Annotated in this window: 10 protein-coding genes; 1 reads left to right on the forward strand and 9 read right to left on the reverse strand. The window is 63.6% G+C overall.

Translation table 11 applies throughout. The features are described 5' to 3' along the window. Nucleotides 1-17: 17 nt before the first annotated feature. The 9 genes from AT395_RS12930 to AT395_RS12970 all read right to left on the reverse strand — a co-directional run bounded on the left by AT395_RS12930 (nt 18) and on the right by AT395_RS12970 (nt 16097). The gene (locus AT395_RS12930; protein ID WP_072632829.1) at nt 18-2147 is read right to left on the reverse strand and encodes an esterase/lipase family protein; all 2130 of its coding nucleotides are present in this window, start codon (nt 2145-2147) and stop codon (nt 18-20) included. 68 nt (nt 2148-2215) lie between these two features. Further along, a complete protein-coding gene (locus AT395_RS12935; protein ID WP_082164830.1) occupies nt 2216-3289 on the reverse strand; it encodes an Lnb N-terminal periplasmic domain-containing protein in 1074 nt (357 codons plus the stop codon). Between the two features lie 370 nt (nt 3290-3659). Then, nucleotides 3660-5171: an efflux transporter outer membrane subunit gene (locus tag AT395_RS12940; protein WP_082117888.1), complete on the reverse strand. Its 1512-nt coding sequence runs from the start codon at nt 5169-5171 to the stop codon at nt 3660-3662. Nucleotides 5172-5188: 17 nt separating this feature from the next. Next, entirely contained in the window at nt 5189-8476 is a 3288-nt protein-coding gene (locus tag AT395_RS12945) for an efflux RND transporter permease subunit (protein ID WP_058375199.1), read from the reverse strand. Then, nucleotides 8473-11643 (reverse strand): efflux RND transporter permease subunit, encoded by a 3171-nt coding sequence (locus tag AT395_RS12950; protein WP_042118449.1) that lies wholly within the window; start codon nt 11641-11643, stop codon nt 8473-8475. The genes AT395_RS12945 and AT395_RS12950 overlap by 4 nt, the downstream gene beginning before the upstream one ends. A 28-nt stretch (nt 11644-11671) precedes the next feature. Beyond that, nucleotides 11672-12937 carry an efflux RND transporter periplasmic adaptor subunit gene (locus AT395_RS12955; protein ID WP_042115896.1) on the reverse strand — a complete coding sequence of 422 codons (1266 nt, stop codon included), beginning with the start codon at nt 12935-12937 and terminating at the stop codon, nt 11672-11674. A gap of 345 nt (nt 12938-13282) precedes the next feature. Next, a complete protein-coding gene (locus AT395_RS12960; RefSeq protein ID WP_042115897.1) occupies nt 13283-14275 on the reverse strand; it encodes a sterol desaturase family protein in 993 nt (330 codons plus the stop codon). A gap of 12 nt (nt 14276-14287) precedes the next feature. Continuing rightward, nucleotides 14288-15319 (reverse strand): YVTN family beta-propeller repeat protein, encoded by a 1032-nt coding sequence (locus tag AT395_RS12965; RefSeq protein WP_042115898.1) that lies wholly within the window; start codon nt 15317-15319, stop codon nt 14288-14290. Nucleotides 15320-15509: 190 nt separating this feature from the next. Next, nucleotides 15510-16097 carry a PadR family transcriptional regulator gene (locus AT395_RS12970; protein WP_048629406.1) on the reverse strand — a complete coding sequence of 196 codons (588 nt, stop codon included), beginning with the start codon at nt 16095-16097 and terminating at the stop codon, nt 15510-15512. A gap of 187 nt (nt 16098-16284) precedes the next feature. On the opposite strand from AT395_RS12970, the gene AT395_RS12975 reads away from it, so the two are divergent. After that, complete coding sequence (locus tag AT395_RS12975; RefSeq protein ID WP_048629407.1) at nt 16285-18306, forward strand: NADPH-dependent 2,4-dienoyl-CoA reductase; 2022 nt, start codon at nt 16285-16287, stop codon at nt 18304-18306. The last annotated feature ends 127 nt before the right edge of the window (nt 18307-18433 follow it).

Raw genomic sequence — 18433 nt, forward strand, 5'->3', positions numbered from 1 at the left:
AAGACCGCAATCGACCTTCAGCGCGACATGGGCAGACCGGCCGTGGGCTTCGGTTGTGCGGCCGGCTTCGCGGGGGCGGCGAGCGGCGGCGGATCGATGACCTTAAAAGGTCCCGCCCGGCCGGGAAGCTTGACCAGATCGAGTTCGTCGACGTCCTCATGCAGGATGCGGCGGATTTCGAGAATCGCTTGCGGGGTTTCCTGCACGCTGTGGCCCGACACGATCACGCGTTCCGACTGCGCGCCCGCCAGATGGGCACTCGTGTAAGGCACCACGCCGTCGCTGGATTCCTCCAGCGGCCCTTGGGGGTTGCGTCGCGCAATGATCGAGTGGTATTGCACGGCCGGCGAGATCTTCAGCCTGGCGGCCGTCACCACATAGGGATCGGTATCCCGCAACTGGTCGACACTGTTCGGCACATAGCGCGTCTTGCCTTCTGACGGATCGTCTTCGGAACCCGTTGCGAAATGCAGCACGTCGTCGATACCCGAGAGTAGGGTGACAGGCAGCTTGATGAGGTTGGAAACCCAGCGTCCCAGCCGGTTACGTGCGAAGGGCGTGCCACGGTGCGGTGCGGCGATGAAAATGGCACGTTCGAACTGCGGCACCGGCTTGAAGTGGAACAACGGATCGAGCCGGTCGCGAGCGCGTTCGATCTGCCCCTCGTCGAGGTGGTAGTCGTTCTGAAACGCGGACCACAGCTCATCGTCCGCACTCGACACCATCAACCGGGCAATCACCCCGCCCATGCTGTGCCCGATGACCACAGCGTCGTGCGACGCGGCAGACTGTCCGTCCGGATCGAAATGACTCAGCGTGGCCTCGAACGCATTGCGGATCGCCATCGCATTGACGAGAATCGGCGAATTCGTCGGGTAATACACCTGCCAGATCTGAAAATGCGCTCGAAGTGTGGCGTCGCCCTGAATCTCGTTGGCCAGATTGACCCATGCCTCCGGGCTGCTCGCCAGTCCATGCAGCATCAAAATGACGCGGCGTCCCGGATCGAACGGCTGCATCAGGTAGATATGCGGGCGCACTATCCCCCGGTCACGGCCGAACAAGGTGCGTAACGATTGCTCGGCAAAGCCCGAACGCGCGAGCCACAGCCCGTATCCGGCGGTGAAGTTGCCCGCGAGCGGCACCGTCTGATGGTTCAGCTCGACCGACGACTGCCGGTAAGGATCGTAGACAACGAGCGTGGCGACATGCGTGGTCAGGATTTCGTCGAGCGTGATGCCGTCGAAACGCAGCAACAACGTGAGCGACGGCGAGGGCATTTCGCTATATACCGGCCCTGCATTGGGATCGAGGGCCCGGCGGAAGTCTCGCGACGCGCGGCTCTCGCGATGGTTGCGCGCGCCACGGCTCTGTTCGTCGGGTGCCGAATAAACATTGTCGTTATCGGGGCCGGTCGAGGCGTCGCCGCGCGGGGCCGGGGTGCGGCTCACCGACGATAGCGCGTCGGCGGCCGATTTGTCGTCGAGCACGGCCACCAGTTCCGCGCCGAAACCATCACGACGATACGGACTGCGCAGGCCCGCGAACGATAAAGTGGATGCGGGCAACACCTCGCGCGGCTGGATGAGTTCGCCGCCGAAGCGCACGCTGCTGGCGTCGACGGGCAGCGTCCATCCGGCGATCTCGTCGTTCCCCGTTTGCTGTACGCGCCGGAAGAGCGCGACGGAGAACGTTTGCACCGCGTAGTTATAGTAGTCGCGCACCTGCGTCTGGCGGTCTTCGAAGGCTCGCTCGCTCGACGGCCGGTCGCCGTAGAAGAGATAGGCATACGCATAGCGCGCCGAGCGCAGCCAGAGATCGAACTGCGCGTCGTTCCACTGCTTTTCGCCCGTGGGCGTCTGGGCAATGGCAAGCTGCATCGACATCTCGGCCATGGCAGCCAGACGCCGGTCGACGTCGATTTCCTTGGCGCGGCCGAGGGCATCGATACAGTCGAGTGATGGCTTGGCGCAGATTGTTCCGTCGAGGCCCGCGACACGGATCACATCGCCGGTCGACGTGCTGAGCTTACCCGTGGACAGAATGTCGCCGCGCTTCATGGCGATGTACTGCTCGGGACCGAGCGAACGCACTGCGACCATGGCGCAGCCCGACAGGCCCGCCAGCCATGTGGCGGCGGCGAGCATCGCGGCTTGTCGGAGTCGGCGTGGACAGGGGCAGAAGGTACGCAAGGGCGCGAGGACTGCCGCACGCGTCATGGCGTCACCTTCGGATCGTCGCCGGGCACGCCTTGGCGTATCAGCGTCGAGAAGTCGGGCGAGTCGCCTGCGGCCAACGCGCGGGCGACGAAGTTGCCGCGTTCATACAGTTGCGCGTAGGTGAAGCCCGGTGTGAGACCGCCCTGATCGTAGGCGTATTCGGCGAAGTAACCGGATAGCAGCAGACGATAGTCGAGGGGCAGGCCCGGCGCGATGATGCGTGCCAGTTCGAACACAATGGTGGTGCAATTACTCGTGAGCGTGTTGTACCAGGCGGGCTCGCGCCGCAGTTCGCGTGCCCGTTCCAGATAGCCGAGAAACACCTCGCGCAGTGCTTTGGGCGGGATATTGAGGCGATACAGATAAACCGTTTCACCGCGCACGTTGCTACGCACGCGCAGAATGTCACGCTCGTCGGCAGCGACCAGCGTGGCTTCGAAGTCCTTGAAGAAGCCGCCGATCGCCGAGAACTTCTGGCCCTGCTTTTTGCGAATCTCGATGGAGAACACGATGCGCTTGCCGTCTGAAAACCCGAACGACACCAGCGTATGGGCGATGGCGGGACCCATCCAGTAAGACAGCACGAGATCGGCACTCACGAGCTTGTCGAGATCGTATTCTCTTGTCTCCCACCGCGGTGTGAAGTCGGTCTCGGTGCGCCATTCGAAGTTGCGCACGTTGTGCAGCGTGATGCGCGAGCCGTTCTGCTGTGGGTCGAGTAGTTGGGCGACGTCGGCGGCCCAGTCGCGGTCGTTGGAGGGTAATAGCGTGTGCCACCAGCCCAGCAACAAGACCATGGCGATCAGAAAGCCGAGCGGCCAGCCCCGGAGCGGTGCACCGGCACGCACGCGCAACAAGGCGACGATTGCCACGACGCTCAGTACGACCCACAGGGCAATAACGAGATACCGGACGAGCGCCGGACCGGGGCAGCGGTAGGCAAGGGCCATGGCCCCCCACGCGCACGCGCCCAGCACAACGAGCGCAAGAAACGAGCGCAGCACGTAGACGTACCACGCGATGTGAGAGCCGGCGAGCGCGTCGCCGGCATGAGATTGCAGTTGCACCATGATTCGCAGAATTCAGACGTCATGCGTTGCTGTGCCGGAGGGGGGCGCTAACGGATCGCCCGGCCCAACGGGCCCATACGCAGAACACAAGACAAGCCGTGACGGCGGCGATAGTGGCAATAGCGGCAATAGGCAACGCAGTCACAGCCCGCAGGCGGCCGATTGACTGCCTTGCCAGCCGCTCGGCTCAGCCGGCGCGGCGCACTACCCGTATTTCAAGTCCAGCGCCGAAGAATACCAGCAGACCGGCCCTCCAGCACTGCTAAGCACTCATGGGCGTGCTGCGACGCCGAGCCGACTAGGCTCTGCAACAACGGCTTATCGATGACACGCAGCCGCAGGGCAGGCATTGGCCGTGCCCGTCATGGCATCATTTTTTCGCATCCACGGCTTGCGAAAGTTGCGTATCCGACCAGCCACCGCCGAGATCGCCGATGAGTGCCGTCGCGGCAAGCAGTCGCGATTCCTGCACGTTCAGGGCGTTTTGCTGCGTGTTGAGCTGTGTGGTTTGTGCCGTGACAACCGTGGTGTAGTCCACAATGCCCGCCTGATATTCGTTCATTGCGATGCGAGCGCCGTCGGTCGCGTCGCGAACCGCCGCCTCAAGCGCCTGCGCCTGCTGCTCCAGAATGCGCAGCGACGCCAGATCGTTCTCCACTCCCTGCAACGCGCTCAGCACCGTCCCCCGGTAGTTGGCGACCGCGCCGTCGAAAGCCGCCCGGGCCGCGTCGACCTTGGCGCTGCGCGCACCGCCGTCGAAGATCGTTTCGCTCGCACTCGCGCCAAGCGCCCATACGTAGTTCGCGATCTTGAACAGCCCCGCGACCGGGGCGGCCGAGAAGCCGTCGGAGAGCGACAGTGTGATGTTCGGGTAGTACGCGGCGACGGCGACCCCGATGGCCGCATTTTGCGCCGCCATCTGGCGCTCCGCCACTGCAATGTCTGGCCGGCGTTGCAGGAGTGTCGACGGCAAGCCGATGGGCACGTCGGGCTGCACTGGCACCGAAGTGCTGTGCGGGATCGTGAGCGATTCGGGATTACGCCCAACCAGCACGGCAATCGCATGGGCGTACTGCGCGCGCGATACGCCAAGGGCGATGAGGCTCGCTTTGGCGTTCTCCAACTGTGTGCGAGCGGTGATCAGGTTGGAGGGAGGCACGGTTCCTGCGCGATCCTGATCGGCCACCACGCGCAAATATTCGGTATAAGCGCTGACCGTCTGGGTAAGCAGATCGATGTTGGCATCGGTGATGCGCAGGTCGATGACCGCGTTGGCGAGCGCAATCTGTTCGGAGAGGGTGGCGTTCGCCAGCGTGGCCTCGCTGGCCTGCGCCGTGGCACTGCTCTGCTCGATGGAGCGTCTCACCTGACCCCAGATATCGGGCGCCCAACTGGCGGTACCCTCGGCCGACGCCGAGTTGACGATGGTGGCGCCGCTGCGCGACGCGAGTGCCGCCGACGTGCTCGCGCCGCCACTGCTACCACGCGAGCGGTTGCCCGAGGCGTCGACACCCAGCGTGGGAAAGAGGCCCGCGCGCGCCTGCCGCACCTCGGCCAGCGCCTGTTGATAGTTGGCGTAGTTCTGACGAACCGTCTGATTCGAGACCTGCACCTGAGGCTCCAACTCGTCGAGCAACGGATCGTGGAATGCTCTCCACCACTCGCCCTTCGGCCCTTCGGCGTCGGGTCTTGCCTGCGTCCAGCCGTCGAGTTCGGTGAATTGCGTGGGCATATCGACGGCCGGGCGTTGATAGTCGGGGCCGACCGCGCATGCGCCAAGCAAGACGAGACTGGCGGCGCAGACGGCGGCGAGACGCAAGGATCGTGCGGGGCGTGGGAGAGGCTTGGGCTCGTGCGGCACCTTGCGGGTTCGGAATGGCATTCTGGGCGGTCTCATGGTCAAACCTCCGTGCCCGCGTTGCGGTTCCAGGGCAGGCGTTCGGACCAGCGCGCGACGCGTGCACGCAGCCGGTCAAGGTACAGATAGATTACCGGGGTGGTATAGAGCGTAAAGACCTGACTGAGCAGCAACCCTCCCATGACCGTGACCCCCAAGGGCTGGCGCAGCGAAGCGCCTTGTCCGATCGCGATGGCGAGCGGCACTGCGCCGAGTACGGCGGCGAATGTCGTCATCATGATCGGACGCAACCGGACGACGGCCGCCTGGTGAATTGCCTGCTTGGCCGGCATGCCCTCGTTGCGCTGCAACTGAATCGCCACGTCCACCATCATGATCCCGTTTTTCTTGACGATCCCGATGAGCAGAATGATCCCGATCATGGCGATGACGGAGAAGGGCGTGCCGAAAATGAGCAGGGCGAGCGTTGCGCCAATGCCCGCCGAAGGTAATGTAGAGAGGATGGTGAGCGGGTGAATCGTGTTTTCGTAGAGCACGCCGAGTACGATGTACACGACTCCCAGCGCGGCCAGAATCAGCAACGGCACGGTGCCCATCGATTGCGAAAAGGCTTGCGCAGCGCCCGCAAAGGCGCCGTGAATCGATGCTGGCATACCAATCGCCTGCGACGCTTCGTCGATGGCGATCTGGGCCTGACTGAGCGAGCCGCCTGCCGGCAGGTTGAACGAGACCGTAGCGGCCACCATGCCGCCCTGGTGGTTGACCTGTGTGGCGGTGTGGCGGGCCGAGAAGCTGGCAAGTGCCGTGAGGGGCACCATCGTCTCGGCGGCGGTGCTGTCCGCGCTGCCGCTGGAATTGCCGCCCCGGCTGTTGGAAATCGAGTTGGTCTGCTGATTGGCAACGGCGTTCGCGTTCTGCGAATTGGTGCCCGACGCCGCCGTCTTCACGTTCGTTCCACGCACCGTCTTGCTCGACATTTGCGTTTGCGCCGTGCCGTTGGCGTTGCCTGCCGCCGTGCTCAGGTAGATCTGGTCGAGCGAATTCGGGTATTGCCAATACTGCGGCGCGACTTCCATTACCACGAAGTACTGATTGATCGGGTTGTAGATGGTCGACACCGTACGCTGACCAAACGCGTCGTAGAGCACGTTATCGATCTGATTCGGCTGCAAATTAAAGCGTGCCGCCGTCGAGCGATGCATGTCGATGTACATCTGCAACCCGTTCTGCTGCAAGTCGGTGTTGACATCAAGCACGCTCTGCCGGTGTTTGTTCAGTTCGGCCACCAGCCTGGGCACCCATTGATAGAGCGCCTGGGCGTCGTCGCTGGTCAGCGTGTACTGGTATTCGGCGGCCGATTGGCGTCCGCCGATGCGCAAATCCTGCTGGGCTTGCAGGAAAAGCCGCGCGCCCGAGACCCCATTGAGCTTCGGTCTGAGCCGGTTGACGACGGCATCGGCTGACAGGTGCCGCTGCGCCAGCGGCTTCAGTTGAACGAATATGGTGGCCGAGTTGAGCGAGCGCCCGCCCGTAAAGCCCGCCACCGACGCGACGGCAGGATCGGTCTGCACGATGGTCTGCAACTGCTCGAGCTTTTGGCGCATTGCCGGGAACGAGATGCTCTGATCGGCCAAGATCTGCCCGATCAGAATGCCCGTGTCCTGCTCGGGGAAGAAGGTCGCGGGCAGCAGGCGGAACAGAAACAGATTGCCGACGAGTAGCGCAAGCATCACCAGGCCGACCAGCCCGGCGTGATCGAGCACGGCAGTGAGCGAGCGCGAGTAGGCGTCTCGAAAACGGTCGAACTGGCGGCCGATCCACTGCGACCAGCGTGCGCTGGAGGTCGCCGACTCGCGGGTGAGTACGTAGGCGCACAGCGTGGGGGTGACGGTCAGCGAGATCACCATCGAGATCAGAATGGCGATGGACAGTGTCACGGCGAACTCGTGGAACAGCAGCCCGACGATCCCCGGCATGAGCAGAATCGGCAGGAACACCGCGATCAGCGACAGACTCATCGACAGCACCGTGAAGCCGACTTCGCCGGCACCGATCAGCGCCGCCTCTCTGGGCGCTACCCCCAACTCCAGATGACGCACGATGTTTTCCATGACGACGACCGCGTCGTCGACCACGAAGCCGGTGCCGATGGTCAGCGCCATGAGAGAGAGATTATCGAGGCTGTATCCGAGCAGATACATTGGCCCGAAGGTGCCGACGATGGACAGCGGCAGCACGACTGCCGGAATGAGCGTCGAGCGGCCCGAGCGCAGAAAGACGAATACCACGCCGATGACGAGCAACACGGCGAGGATCAGCGTGCGCTCGGTGTCCTGTAACGACGCTTCGACCGAGACCGAGCGGTCGAGCGCCACGTTGACCTTGATGTCGTGGGGCAACGTGGCCTCCACGAGCGGCAGAATCTTGCGGATCTGGCTGACCGTCTTGACCACATTGCTGCCGGGCGACGGATACACGATGACCAGCACAGCCGGCTTGTTGTTGAACAGACCGGCATTGCGGATGTTCTCGTTGCTGTCGCGCACAAGCGCTACGTCGCGCAGCAACACGGCCGAGCCGTTGCGATAGGCGACGACCAGATCCTTGTAACCGTCGGCCTTGCTGATCTGGTCGTTGGATGTCACTTCGAAACGTTGATCGCCCTGATCCAGATGGCCTTTGGCACTGTTGGCATTGGCGGCCGAAAGCGCGGCCCGCACGTCTTCGAGCCCGATGCCGTAGCTGTTGAGCTTGCCCGGCTCCAGTTCGACCCGCACCGATGGCAGTGCGCCGCCGCCGACCGTGATCTGACCAACGCCGTCGACCTGAGAGAGTTGCTGAAGAATGATCGAGTCGGCCGAATCGTAAAGCTGCGCCGTAGTGAGCGTGGCCGAGGTCAGGGCGATCACCATGACCGGCGTGTCGGCAGGATTGAATTTGCGATAGCTCGGATTGCTGCGAAGCGTGGTCGGCAGATCGGCGCGCGACGCCTGAATCGCAGCCTCGACGTCGCGCGCCGCGCCTTCAATGTTCCGATTCAGACCGAAGACCACCGGGATCGATACCGAGCCGACGGTGCTGGTCGAGGTGAGTTCGGTGACGTCGGCAATCACGCCGAGGCGTCGCTCCAGCGGTTCGGCCACCGTGGAGGCCATGATCTCGGGGCTCGCGCCCGCCATGCTGGCCTGCACGGCGATCACCGGGAAAGCCACGTTGGGCAATGGCGCTACCGGCAGGCGCAGATAGGCGAGCATGCCGGAGAGCAGCACCGCGATCGCCAGCAACGTGGTAGCGACCGGGCGCTTGATGAAGAGCGCCGAGAGGTTCACGGCGTATCTCCGCCCGGTGGCTTATCGGTGCTGTTCTCCGGTGCCGGAGGCGTCGAAGCAGGCGGCAGGCGCCGCGCCCGGCGGGCGGCGCGGCGTTCGCGCACGCGTGCGGCAAGCCGGTCGAAGTACAGATAGATCACCGGGGTGGTGAAGAGTGTGAGCAACTGGCTGAGCGTGAGACCGCCGATGATGGCCAGCCCCAGCGGACGCCGCAGCTCGGAGCCTGTGCCCGAGCCAAGCAGCATGGGGAGTGCGCCCAGCATGGCCGCGAGCGTGGTCATCAGAATCGGCCGGAAGCGCAGCAGCGACGCCTCGAAGATGGCTTCGCGCGGCGGCTTTTGCTGCATGCGCTCGGCGTCGAGGGCAAAGTCCACCATCATGATGGCGTTCTTCTTGACGATCCCAATGAGCAGCACGATACCGATAATGCCGATGACGTCGAGGTCGCTGCCGGTCATCATCAATGCGAGCAATGCGCCAATGCCTGCCGATGGGAGCGTGGAGAGAATCGTCACTGGGTGGATGAAACTCTCATACAGCACGCCCAGCACGATATAGACCGCGACCAGCGCTGCGATCAGCAGATAGACCTCGCTCGAGAGCGAGTCTTCGAACGCCTGTGCGGCTCCCTGGAACGACGAGGCAATTGAGGCAGGCAGATGCACCGCATGTTCGGCATTGTGAATGTCCTTCACGGCGCTCGAGAGCGACGCGCCGGGCGCCAGATTGAACGACACCGTCACGGCCGGGAACTGCTGCAAATGACTGATGGCGAGGGGCGTGCGCACCACCTTGAGCGAGGCGATGGCCGAGAGCGGTACCTGTCCGCTCTCGCTCGTCTGGCTGGGCAGGTAGATCGAACCCAACGACTGGATCGTACCCAGCGCTCCGGGCTTGGCCACGAGGATCACCCGGTACTGGTTCGACTGCTCGAAGATCGTGGAGACAATGCGCTGACCCAGCGCGTCGTATAGCGCGTTGTCGATGGTCGCCGGCGTGATGCCGTAGCGCGCCGCCAGTTGGCGATTGACCTCCACCTGAATCGACAGGCCGCTGGTGTCGAGATCGCTCGCGACGTCCGTGATCGAGGAAATCTGCTTCATCCGCGCGATCAGTGGTGGCACGTATTGCGCCAGCGTGGCCTGATCGGGCCCGCGCAACACGAACTTGTACTGGTTCGGGGAGACCGTAGTGTCCAGCGTCAGATCCTGTGCGGGCTGCACGTAGAGCTTGATGCCGGGCACCTTTTCGGTCGCCTGCTGAATGCGGCGGCCGATGTCGGCGGCGGTCTCCGAGCGGTCGTCGCGCGCCTTCAGGTTGATGAGGAAGCGGCCATTGTTGAGCGTGGTGTTGATGCCGTCGATGCCGACATACGACGTTACCGAGGTCACGTCAGGATCTTTCAGCACGATATCCGCCAGCGCCGCCTGCCGTTTGACCATCGCGTCGTACGACACGGAATTGTCCGCAACGGTGATCCCTTGCAGCACACCGACGTCTTGCACAGGGAAGAGCCCCTTCGGGATCACGACATACAGCACGATGGTCAGCGCCACCGTCGCGAGCGCGACGAGCAGCGTCAGAAACTGGTGGTCGAGCACCCAGGTCAGTCCGCGCTCATAGGCGGCAAGCGTCTTGTCGAACAGCCGCTCGCTGATCCGCTCGAAGCGGCTGGGGTGCCGGTCGCCCTGCGCGCGGAGAATGCGGGCGCACATCATGGGCACCACCGTGAGCGAAACGATGGCCGAGATCACGATGGTGACCGCGAGGGTCACGGCAAACTCGCCGAACAGGCGTCCGATCACGCCCCCCATGAACAGCAGGGGGATCAGCACGGCAATGAGCGAAATCGTGAGCGACATGATCGTGAAGCCAATCTGTCCGGCACCCGCCAGCGCTGCCTCCAGCGGCGCCATGCCCGCTTCGAGGTAGCGCACGACGTTCTCGATCATCACGATGGAGTCGTCCACCACGAAGCCGGTGGCGATGATGAGGGCCATGAGCGAGAGGTTGTCGATCGAGTAGCCCAACTCGTACATCACAGCCAGCGTGGCAATCAACGACACGGGTACCGAAATGCTCGGGATGATGGTCGCGGGCACGTTGCGCAGGAACACGAAAATCACCGCGACGACAAGCACCACGGCGAGCACGAGTTCGAAGGCGGCGTCGCTCACGGACGACCGGATCACGCCCGTGCTGTCGGACACCACGCTGACTTGCATGCCGGCGGGTAGCGTGGCTTCGAGCTGCGGCAGGGCGCGCTTGATCTGGTCGACGGTGGCGATCACGTTTGCGCCGGGCTGGCGCTGTATGTTCAGCACGATCGCCGGTGTCTTGCCCAGCCACGCGCCGCGCTCGATGTCCTGCGCCGCCTTGGAGACATGGGCCACATCGCGCAGAAACACCGGACTGCCGTTCTGGTAGGCAATGACCGTGTCGAGATAGTCCTGGGGATCGGTGATCTGGTCGTTCGCGTCGAGGGTGTAGTCGAGTTCCGGCCCGTCGAAGTTGCCTTTCGGCTGGCTCACATTCACGTTGGCGAGCAGCGTGCGCAAGTCGTCGAGATTCAGTCCGTACGCCGCCAGCTTCTGCGGATCGGCCTCGACCCGCACCGCCGGAACATTCCCACCCGCGAGCGTGACCACGCCGACCCCGGCGACCTGCGAGATCTTCGCGGCAAGACGATTGTTGGCGGCGTCCTGCAACTGCGTGAGCGAGAGCGAATTCGACGTCACGGCCAGCGTCATGATCGGCTGGTCGGCCGGGTTGACCTTGGCGTAGGTCGGCGGCGCGGGCAGGCCGCTCGGCAGCAGACTGGTCGCGGCGTTGATCGCCTGCTGCACGTTTTGCTGTGCGACGTCGAGATTGAGCGCGAGATCGAATTGCAGCGTGATGACGGACGATCCTTCTGCGCTGTACGAAATCATCTGCTGCAAGCCGGGAATCTGGCCGAGTTGCACTTCAAGCGGGGCCGTGACCGTGGTTGCCATCACCGAGGGGCTCGCCCCGGGGTAGAACGTCTGAACCTGAATGGTCGGATAGTCGACGCTCGGCAGCGACGAGACCGGCAGCACGCGCACGGCTACCAGGCCGATGAGCACAAGGGCGATCATCAGCAGCCAGGTGGCGACCGGACGCAGGATGAAGATGCGGGAAAAGTTCATGGGCGGTGGCTGACCGTGGCAGCCCGGGTCACTGGGCTGAGGGGGCAGACCCGCCCGCCCCGCGATGCCCGCCATGCCGCGAGGCTGCCGGGGTGCCCTGCGGTTGGCCCGGGGCGGTGGCTGCGCTGGCAGATACCGGCAGCGCGATGTGTGCCCCGTCGCTCAGCCGGTCCATGCCGTCTGTCACGACCGTGTCGCCCGCGTTCAGCCCCGCAGTGATGACAGTGTGCTTGCCGTCGCTGGGCCCGATGGTGACCTTGCGCAGGGCAGCGGTCTTCTGCGGCGTTACGACATAGACGAACTCTCCGGGCGCCCCGCTTTGCACGGCGGGGGTTGGCACGAGCACCACATGCTGGAGCGTATCGACGAGCAGCTTCACGTTGACGAACTCCTGGGGGAACAGCACCTCGTCGTCGTTGGCGAAGCGTGCGCGTAACGTCACCGTGCCCGTAGCGGTAGCCATCTGATTGCTGACGGCGTAAAGCGTGCCGGTGGCGAGTTGGTCTTTGTTGTCGCTCGAGTAGGCCGTGACAGTCAGCGGCGTGCCGGTACGGAACCGTTTCATCACGGCGGGCAAGGCGTTTTGCGCCACCGTGAATTCGACCGTGGTGGGTTTGATGCTGGTGATGACCGCAATGCCGGTCGTGCTCGTGGCCGTTACGTAGTTGCCCGGGTCAACGAGCCGCAGCCCGACACGCCCCGACACCGGTGCGGTGATCCGGCAGTAGGTCAGGTCCAGTTCGAATTGCTTGATGTTGGCCTGATCGGCCTGCACGGCCGCTTCGTCCTGGGCGACGGTGAATTGCTGGTCGACGAAGGTTTGCTCGGCAATCGATTTCTGCTCGTGCAGTTGGGTATAGCGCGCAAGGTCGGCCCGGGCTTGCGCGAGTGCCGCGCGATCCTTGGCGAGTTGCGCCTGCGCCTGTTCCTTGCTGATTTCGTATTGGCGCGGGTCGATCTGGGCGAGGAATTGACCTTGCTTGACGTCTTGCCCCTCCTGATAGCCGACCTGCGTGAGATAGCCGCTCAACTGGGGCAGTACGGTGACGGTGGCCTCGGGCGTTACGGTGCCTAGCGACGTAATCGTCACCGGCATGTCGCCGTAAGCCGCCTGCGCGACGGAAACGATTTGCGGTTGCGAGGTTCGCTGAGTGCTGCGGCGATGCATCAAATGCCATCCGATCCATGCCACGAGCACAAGCACCACGATACCGATCCACAGGGCAGTGCGGCGCCGCTTCGGCTGCGGCTGTCCCTGCGAGGGCGGTGTCGTGGTATCCGGCGTGTCTTCCATAGTTGCCTCCTGCACGGCGCCATGCACCGCACATGCCCCGGCTAACGCACCGGGAATGCCTCCCGGAACGGCCCGGGATGCCACGATTAGCAGTCTAGCGACGAGGGTGCCGGTTTTGGCGCGCTGAACGGCGCGGGAAGTTACGGCGTGTTACCTGTTTTCAGGCGCACAGACACCCTGCCGACGGGCGTAAAGACTTGTCGTGCCAAGGAAAATTGAGGGGAAAGGTGCCGGCAGGGTGGGACCCGGCGGGGAGGGGGACGAGAACGGTCCCCCTGTTACATCGTGTTACCCGAGCGTGCGGTGCGCGCCGGACGGGGACGCCCGGCGAACGTTTCTGCAGGGTCAGACCGCCGGACGACGCGGCGCCAGACGACGGGCAATGCGCCCGAATGCGCGCACCTGCTGGGCCACGACACCCAGACCGTACCGGCGCGACCGGCCTTGCGGCGCGGGGAGCTGATCGCGAATGCCGGTTGGCTCCACGGCACGCTCCCACGACGCTGTGCGGAACAGCATGTCCCACCACGGGAACAGCACGCCGAAGTTGCAGCCATAGCGCGTGCCTTCGTGGCCGTAGCCGATAGCGTGATGGCGGCGATGGAAGATCGGGCTCACGATCAGGCGTTCGAGTACCGGGCCGAACGGCAAGCGGGCGTTGACGTGCTGTACGCTTTGCAGGAAGTTGCCCACCGCCACCAGCACAACGTACTGCGCCGGTTGCACGCCGATGAAAAGGGCGATCGCAGCGAAGAACGCGGCCTGCACGATGTCGTCGAGGAAGTGGTTCCGGTCGTCCGACCACAGCGACATCTGTTGCTGGCTGTGATGCACTGCGTGCAGCTCCCACCACACGCCGAAGCGATGCTGCCAGCGGTGATACCAGTAGCCGGCGAAGTCGAGCACGATCAGGTACATCAGGAACGACACCAGCGGCTGATCGGTGACGCCCGGATACAGGCCGTCGAGATCGATACTCGGCAGGCCGTGAATCACCATCTGGCTCTGCAACTCGTTGAAGACCGGCTGCAACACCACGAAGAACAGCAGATTCAGAATGCCGAGCTTGGCGATCCACGTGTAGATCACGTCGGCACGAACCTGCCGGCGATCCGGCCATTGTTCGACCGGGCGCAACGCCTCGAGCGGACGCAGCAGTGCATACGTCACGCCAATCTGCAAGACACCGATGAGCACCCAGTACAGGGCGTCATAGATATCGTCGTCGTAACCCATCATGTTGAAATGGAACAGCAACGGCTGTACCACATCCACATAGATGAGCGTTTGTACGGCGGAGATGCCGCTGTCGACGACGTTGAGGGCTTCCTGAATCATCTTTCGGCCTTGTCAGTCCGGATTAGGCGAGAGAACGGGGGCACGATCGGCAAAGAAGATACCGTGCGGCGAACGATTGACGGCAATGCGGTCGACCAGTTGACGTGTCGTCAGGTCGATCACGCCAACGTGGCGCGCAAACCGGAACGTTACCCAAAGATAGCGCTTGTCAGCCGACAATTCCATGTCATCCGGTCCCGGCATCAGGCCAGTGATATCGGCGACCTTGGTGAGCGACTCGTAATCCAGAATGCTGATCGTACTTGCAACCCGGTTGCTCACCGCAATATGACGGCCATCGGAGAGCGAACGGAAGTTGTGTGCGCCGCGACCTGTCTGGATACGTTTGACGACCTTCTGCGCCCGCCAGTCGACCACGGCGACGTCGTCTTCGCCGGTCATGCCGACGAGCAGGTACTTGTCGCCAGGCGTCATCCACAGACCTGCCGGGGTTTTACCGACCGGCATGCGCCATTTGACGGTTTGCGTGGCGAGATCGATGGCGGCCAGTTCGCCCGAATCCTGAAGTGTGACGAATACCGTCTTGCTGTCCGACGAGAACGTCATGTGGCTGGGCGTTTTGGCCAGCGGAATGCGCTTGGCGACCGTGACGTTTTCACCGTCATAGTGATAGACGTCCACACGGTCCAGACGCAGTGCTGCCGTCACAAACCATTTGCGGTCGGGCGAGAAGCCGAGTTGGTACGGATCGTCGATATCGGCGACCTGACGTTGCAGCTTGCCGGTGTTCGGATCGAGGAACATCAGGCTGTTCGACACCGAGTTCGCCACGATTAGCGAGCGCTTGTCGGGCGTAATCATGAGGTGATGTGGCTCTTTGCCCGTGGGCATTGTGCCAATGACCTTATGCGTTGCCTGATCGATGAGCGAAAGCTGAGCCGCGCCGGAGTCGAGCACGATGACCGTGCCCGCGTGGGCGAAGGAGAGCGGAAGGGCGCCGGCGACCAGGGCGGACAGCGTTGCAAGGGTGCGAACGCGGCCGGTCAGCCAGGAAAGCTGAGAAAGCTTGGAAGAAAACACCATGAGTGCCTAGGGTGGGGCGAAAAACGGTGACGCAGGCCGGTAAGCCTCACATCGATTCCTTCGTTAAACGCGCCACGTCCGCTGTCCGTTGACACGAAAATGGGACAAATGGGGGCGGATAGCGACGCGTTGGTCATCGAGCCGATTTCACGGCTATCGCCTGCTTGCCACGCGGCCGTTAGCCGGTGTTTCAGGCCGGGGTATTGTCTCCGGCGGACTCATCGTCCTCACCGTCCTCACCGTCCCAACGTTCCAGCAGGGTCAGGGCATCGCGAGTCCAGTCGAGCCACCCCTGCTCATAGCGCACGCCCAGCAGCAAAATGTGACGTTGCAGCGCGGTTTCCCGTGTGGGCGTCCGGTCTTCCGGAAAATCGCGGGCCTCGATCGCGCGATAGGCCGCAAGCCTTTGGGCGTGAAGGGCCACCCGGCGACGAAGCTCGGGTTGCAGTCCGAGCGGGCCGATGGCGGCGTCGGCGCGCAATCGGACCATGAGGTCGTCGCGCAGATCGGAGGGGGCCGTCGGCGTAGCCGCCCAGGCGAGCAGTTCGTCCCGGCCGGCGTCGAGCACGCGGTACACACGTTTGCGGGTTCGCCCGCCGTCGGGGGCAGCCATGGAGTCGATCCAGCCAGACGCCTCCATGCGCGCCAACTCGCGGTAAATCTGTTGATGCGTGGCGTGCCAGAAGAAGCCGATCGACTTGTCGAAACGGCGGGCGAGGTCATACCCCGAGGAAGATTTCTCCAGCAACGAGGTCATCAGGGCGTGGGCGAGCGACATGACGGGCAGTGTAGGGACTCTAATTCCACTATGCAACCCGTTGCATAGTTGGCGTTGCCCACATAGAATCGCCGGAAAACTATGCAACGAGTTGCATAATCCATAGACACGCCGTCGACGTGTCCTGGGCTATGCCGGAATGCCCCCAAAACCTACGGCTCGTGCCGACCGATTGAGAGACACAACGATGAGCGGCTATCCCCACTTGATGCAGCCCCTGGATCTGGGCTTTACGACGTTGCGCAACCGTGTGCTGATGGGTTCGATGCACGTTGGGCTTGAAGAGGCGCGCAACGGCTTCGCCCGCATGGCGGCATTTTATGCGGAACGCGCGCGCGGCGGCGTGGCGTTGATGGTGACGGGTGGCATTGCACCGAACGATGCTGGCCGGCCCTACGCGGGCGGGGCAAAGCTCAGCACCGAAGAGGAGGCCGACAAGCACCGGGTGGTCACGCAGGCCGTGCATGCGGTGGGTGGCAAGATCGCCATGCAGATCCTGCACTTCGGACGCTACGCCTACCATCCCGATCTGGTCGCGCCCAGTGCGTTGCAGGCGCCCATTACGCCCGCCAGGCCGCGCGAGTTGACCAGTGACGAGGTCGAGGCAACCATCGACGACTTCGTGAACTGTGCTGCGCTGGCGCAGCAGGCCGGTTACGACGGCGTCGAGATCATGGGCTCCGAGGGGTATCTGATTAACGAATTCATCGCGGCCCGGACCAATCATCGTACCGACGCCTGGGGCGGTAGCTATGAGAATCGCATACGCTTCGCTGTGGAGATCGTCCGACGCGTGCGAGCGCGCGTTGGGCACGAGTTCATCATCATCTACCGGCTGTCGATGCTTGATCTGGTCGAGGGCGGCTCCACTTTCGACGAGGTCGTCCAACTGGCCCGCGCTATCGAGGCGGCTGGCGCCACGCTCATCAATACGGGTATCGGCTGGCACGAGGCGCGCATTCCGACGATTGCGACGAGCGTGCCGCGTGCTGCATTTGCCTGGGTGACCGGCAAGCTCAAAGGGCATGTCGGCATTCCGCTCATCACGACGAATCGCATCAATATGCCGGACGTCGCCGAACGGATTCTTGCGGATGGCGAGGCTGACATGGTGTCGATGGCTCGGCCGTTGCTGGCCGACCCCGATTTCGTGAACAAGGCCGCCGCCGGGCGCGCCGAGGCCATCAACACGTGTATCGGCTGCAATCAGGCGTGCCTCGATCACACGTTCAGCGGCAAGATCACGTCCTGTCTGGTGAATCCCCGCGCGTGTCATGAAACGGAATTGCGCGTCGAAGCGGCGGGACGCGTGCGCCGCGTGGCCGTCGTCGGGGCGGGCCCGGCCGGTCTTGCGGCAGCCACCGTGGCAGCCCGCCGTGGGCACGACGTCACGCTCATCGAGTCTGATACCGAGATCGGCGGCCAGTTCAATATGGCCAAGCGCATTCCCGGCAAGGAAGAATTCTTCGAGACCCTGCGTTACTTCCGTCATGAACTGGAAGCCACGGGGGTCAAGGTGCAACTCAATACGCGAGCCTCCGTGGCGTCGCTGGTCGAAGGCGGTTACGACGATGTCGTGCTCGCCACCGGTGTAGTGCCGCGCACGCCGGCCATCGACGGCATCGGGCACCCGAAGGTCCTCAGCTACACCGACGTATTGCGCGGTGGTGCGCCGGTGGGCAAGACCGTGGCCGTGATCGGGGCGGGGGGAATCGGCTTCGACGTGGCCGAATTCCTGACGCAGGCAGGCGAGAGCGCTACGCTGGTTCCCGAGAAGTTCTACGCAGAATGGGGTATCGATCCGGCGTACGCGCATGCGGGCGGCCTGCGTGCGCCGGTGCCGGAGGCCTCGCCCCGCAAGGTGTACCTGATGCAGCGCAAGACCTCGAAGGTAGGCGACGGGCTGGGCAAGACCACCGGCTGGATTCACCGGACATCGCTTAAGCACCGTGGTGTGGAAATGATTCCTGGCGTGACCTATCGCCGGATCGACGACGACGGCCTGCACGTCACCATCGACGATCAGCCTCATGTACTGCCGGTCGACAACATCGTCTTGTGTACCGGGCAAGAGCCATTGCGGGATTTGGCCGATGGGCTCCAGTCGGCAGGCGTGCGCGTACATGTCATCGGCGGGGCGGACGTAGCGGCCGAACTCGACGCCAAGCGCGCGATCAAGCAGGGCACGGAACTGGCGATCGACCTATAAGCCGGTGAGCGTGAGGCAGGGGCCGGCGGGTGATTGGTGTGCGACAATGGCACCGCTTCGTCCCGGGTGCCTGCCCGTTCCGAAGCGAAGCGAAGCCAAAGCGTGTGTGCCTTGTGCCGGGCACAAC

This window comes from Pandoraea apista, from assembly GCF_001465595.2.
GTDB classification, from domain to species: domain Bacteria; phylum Pseudomonadota; class Gammaproteobacteria; order Burkholderiales; family Burkholderiaceae; genus Pandoraea; species Pandoraea apista.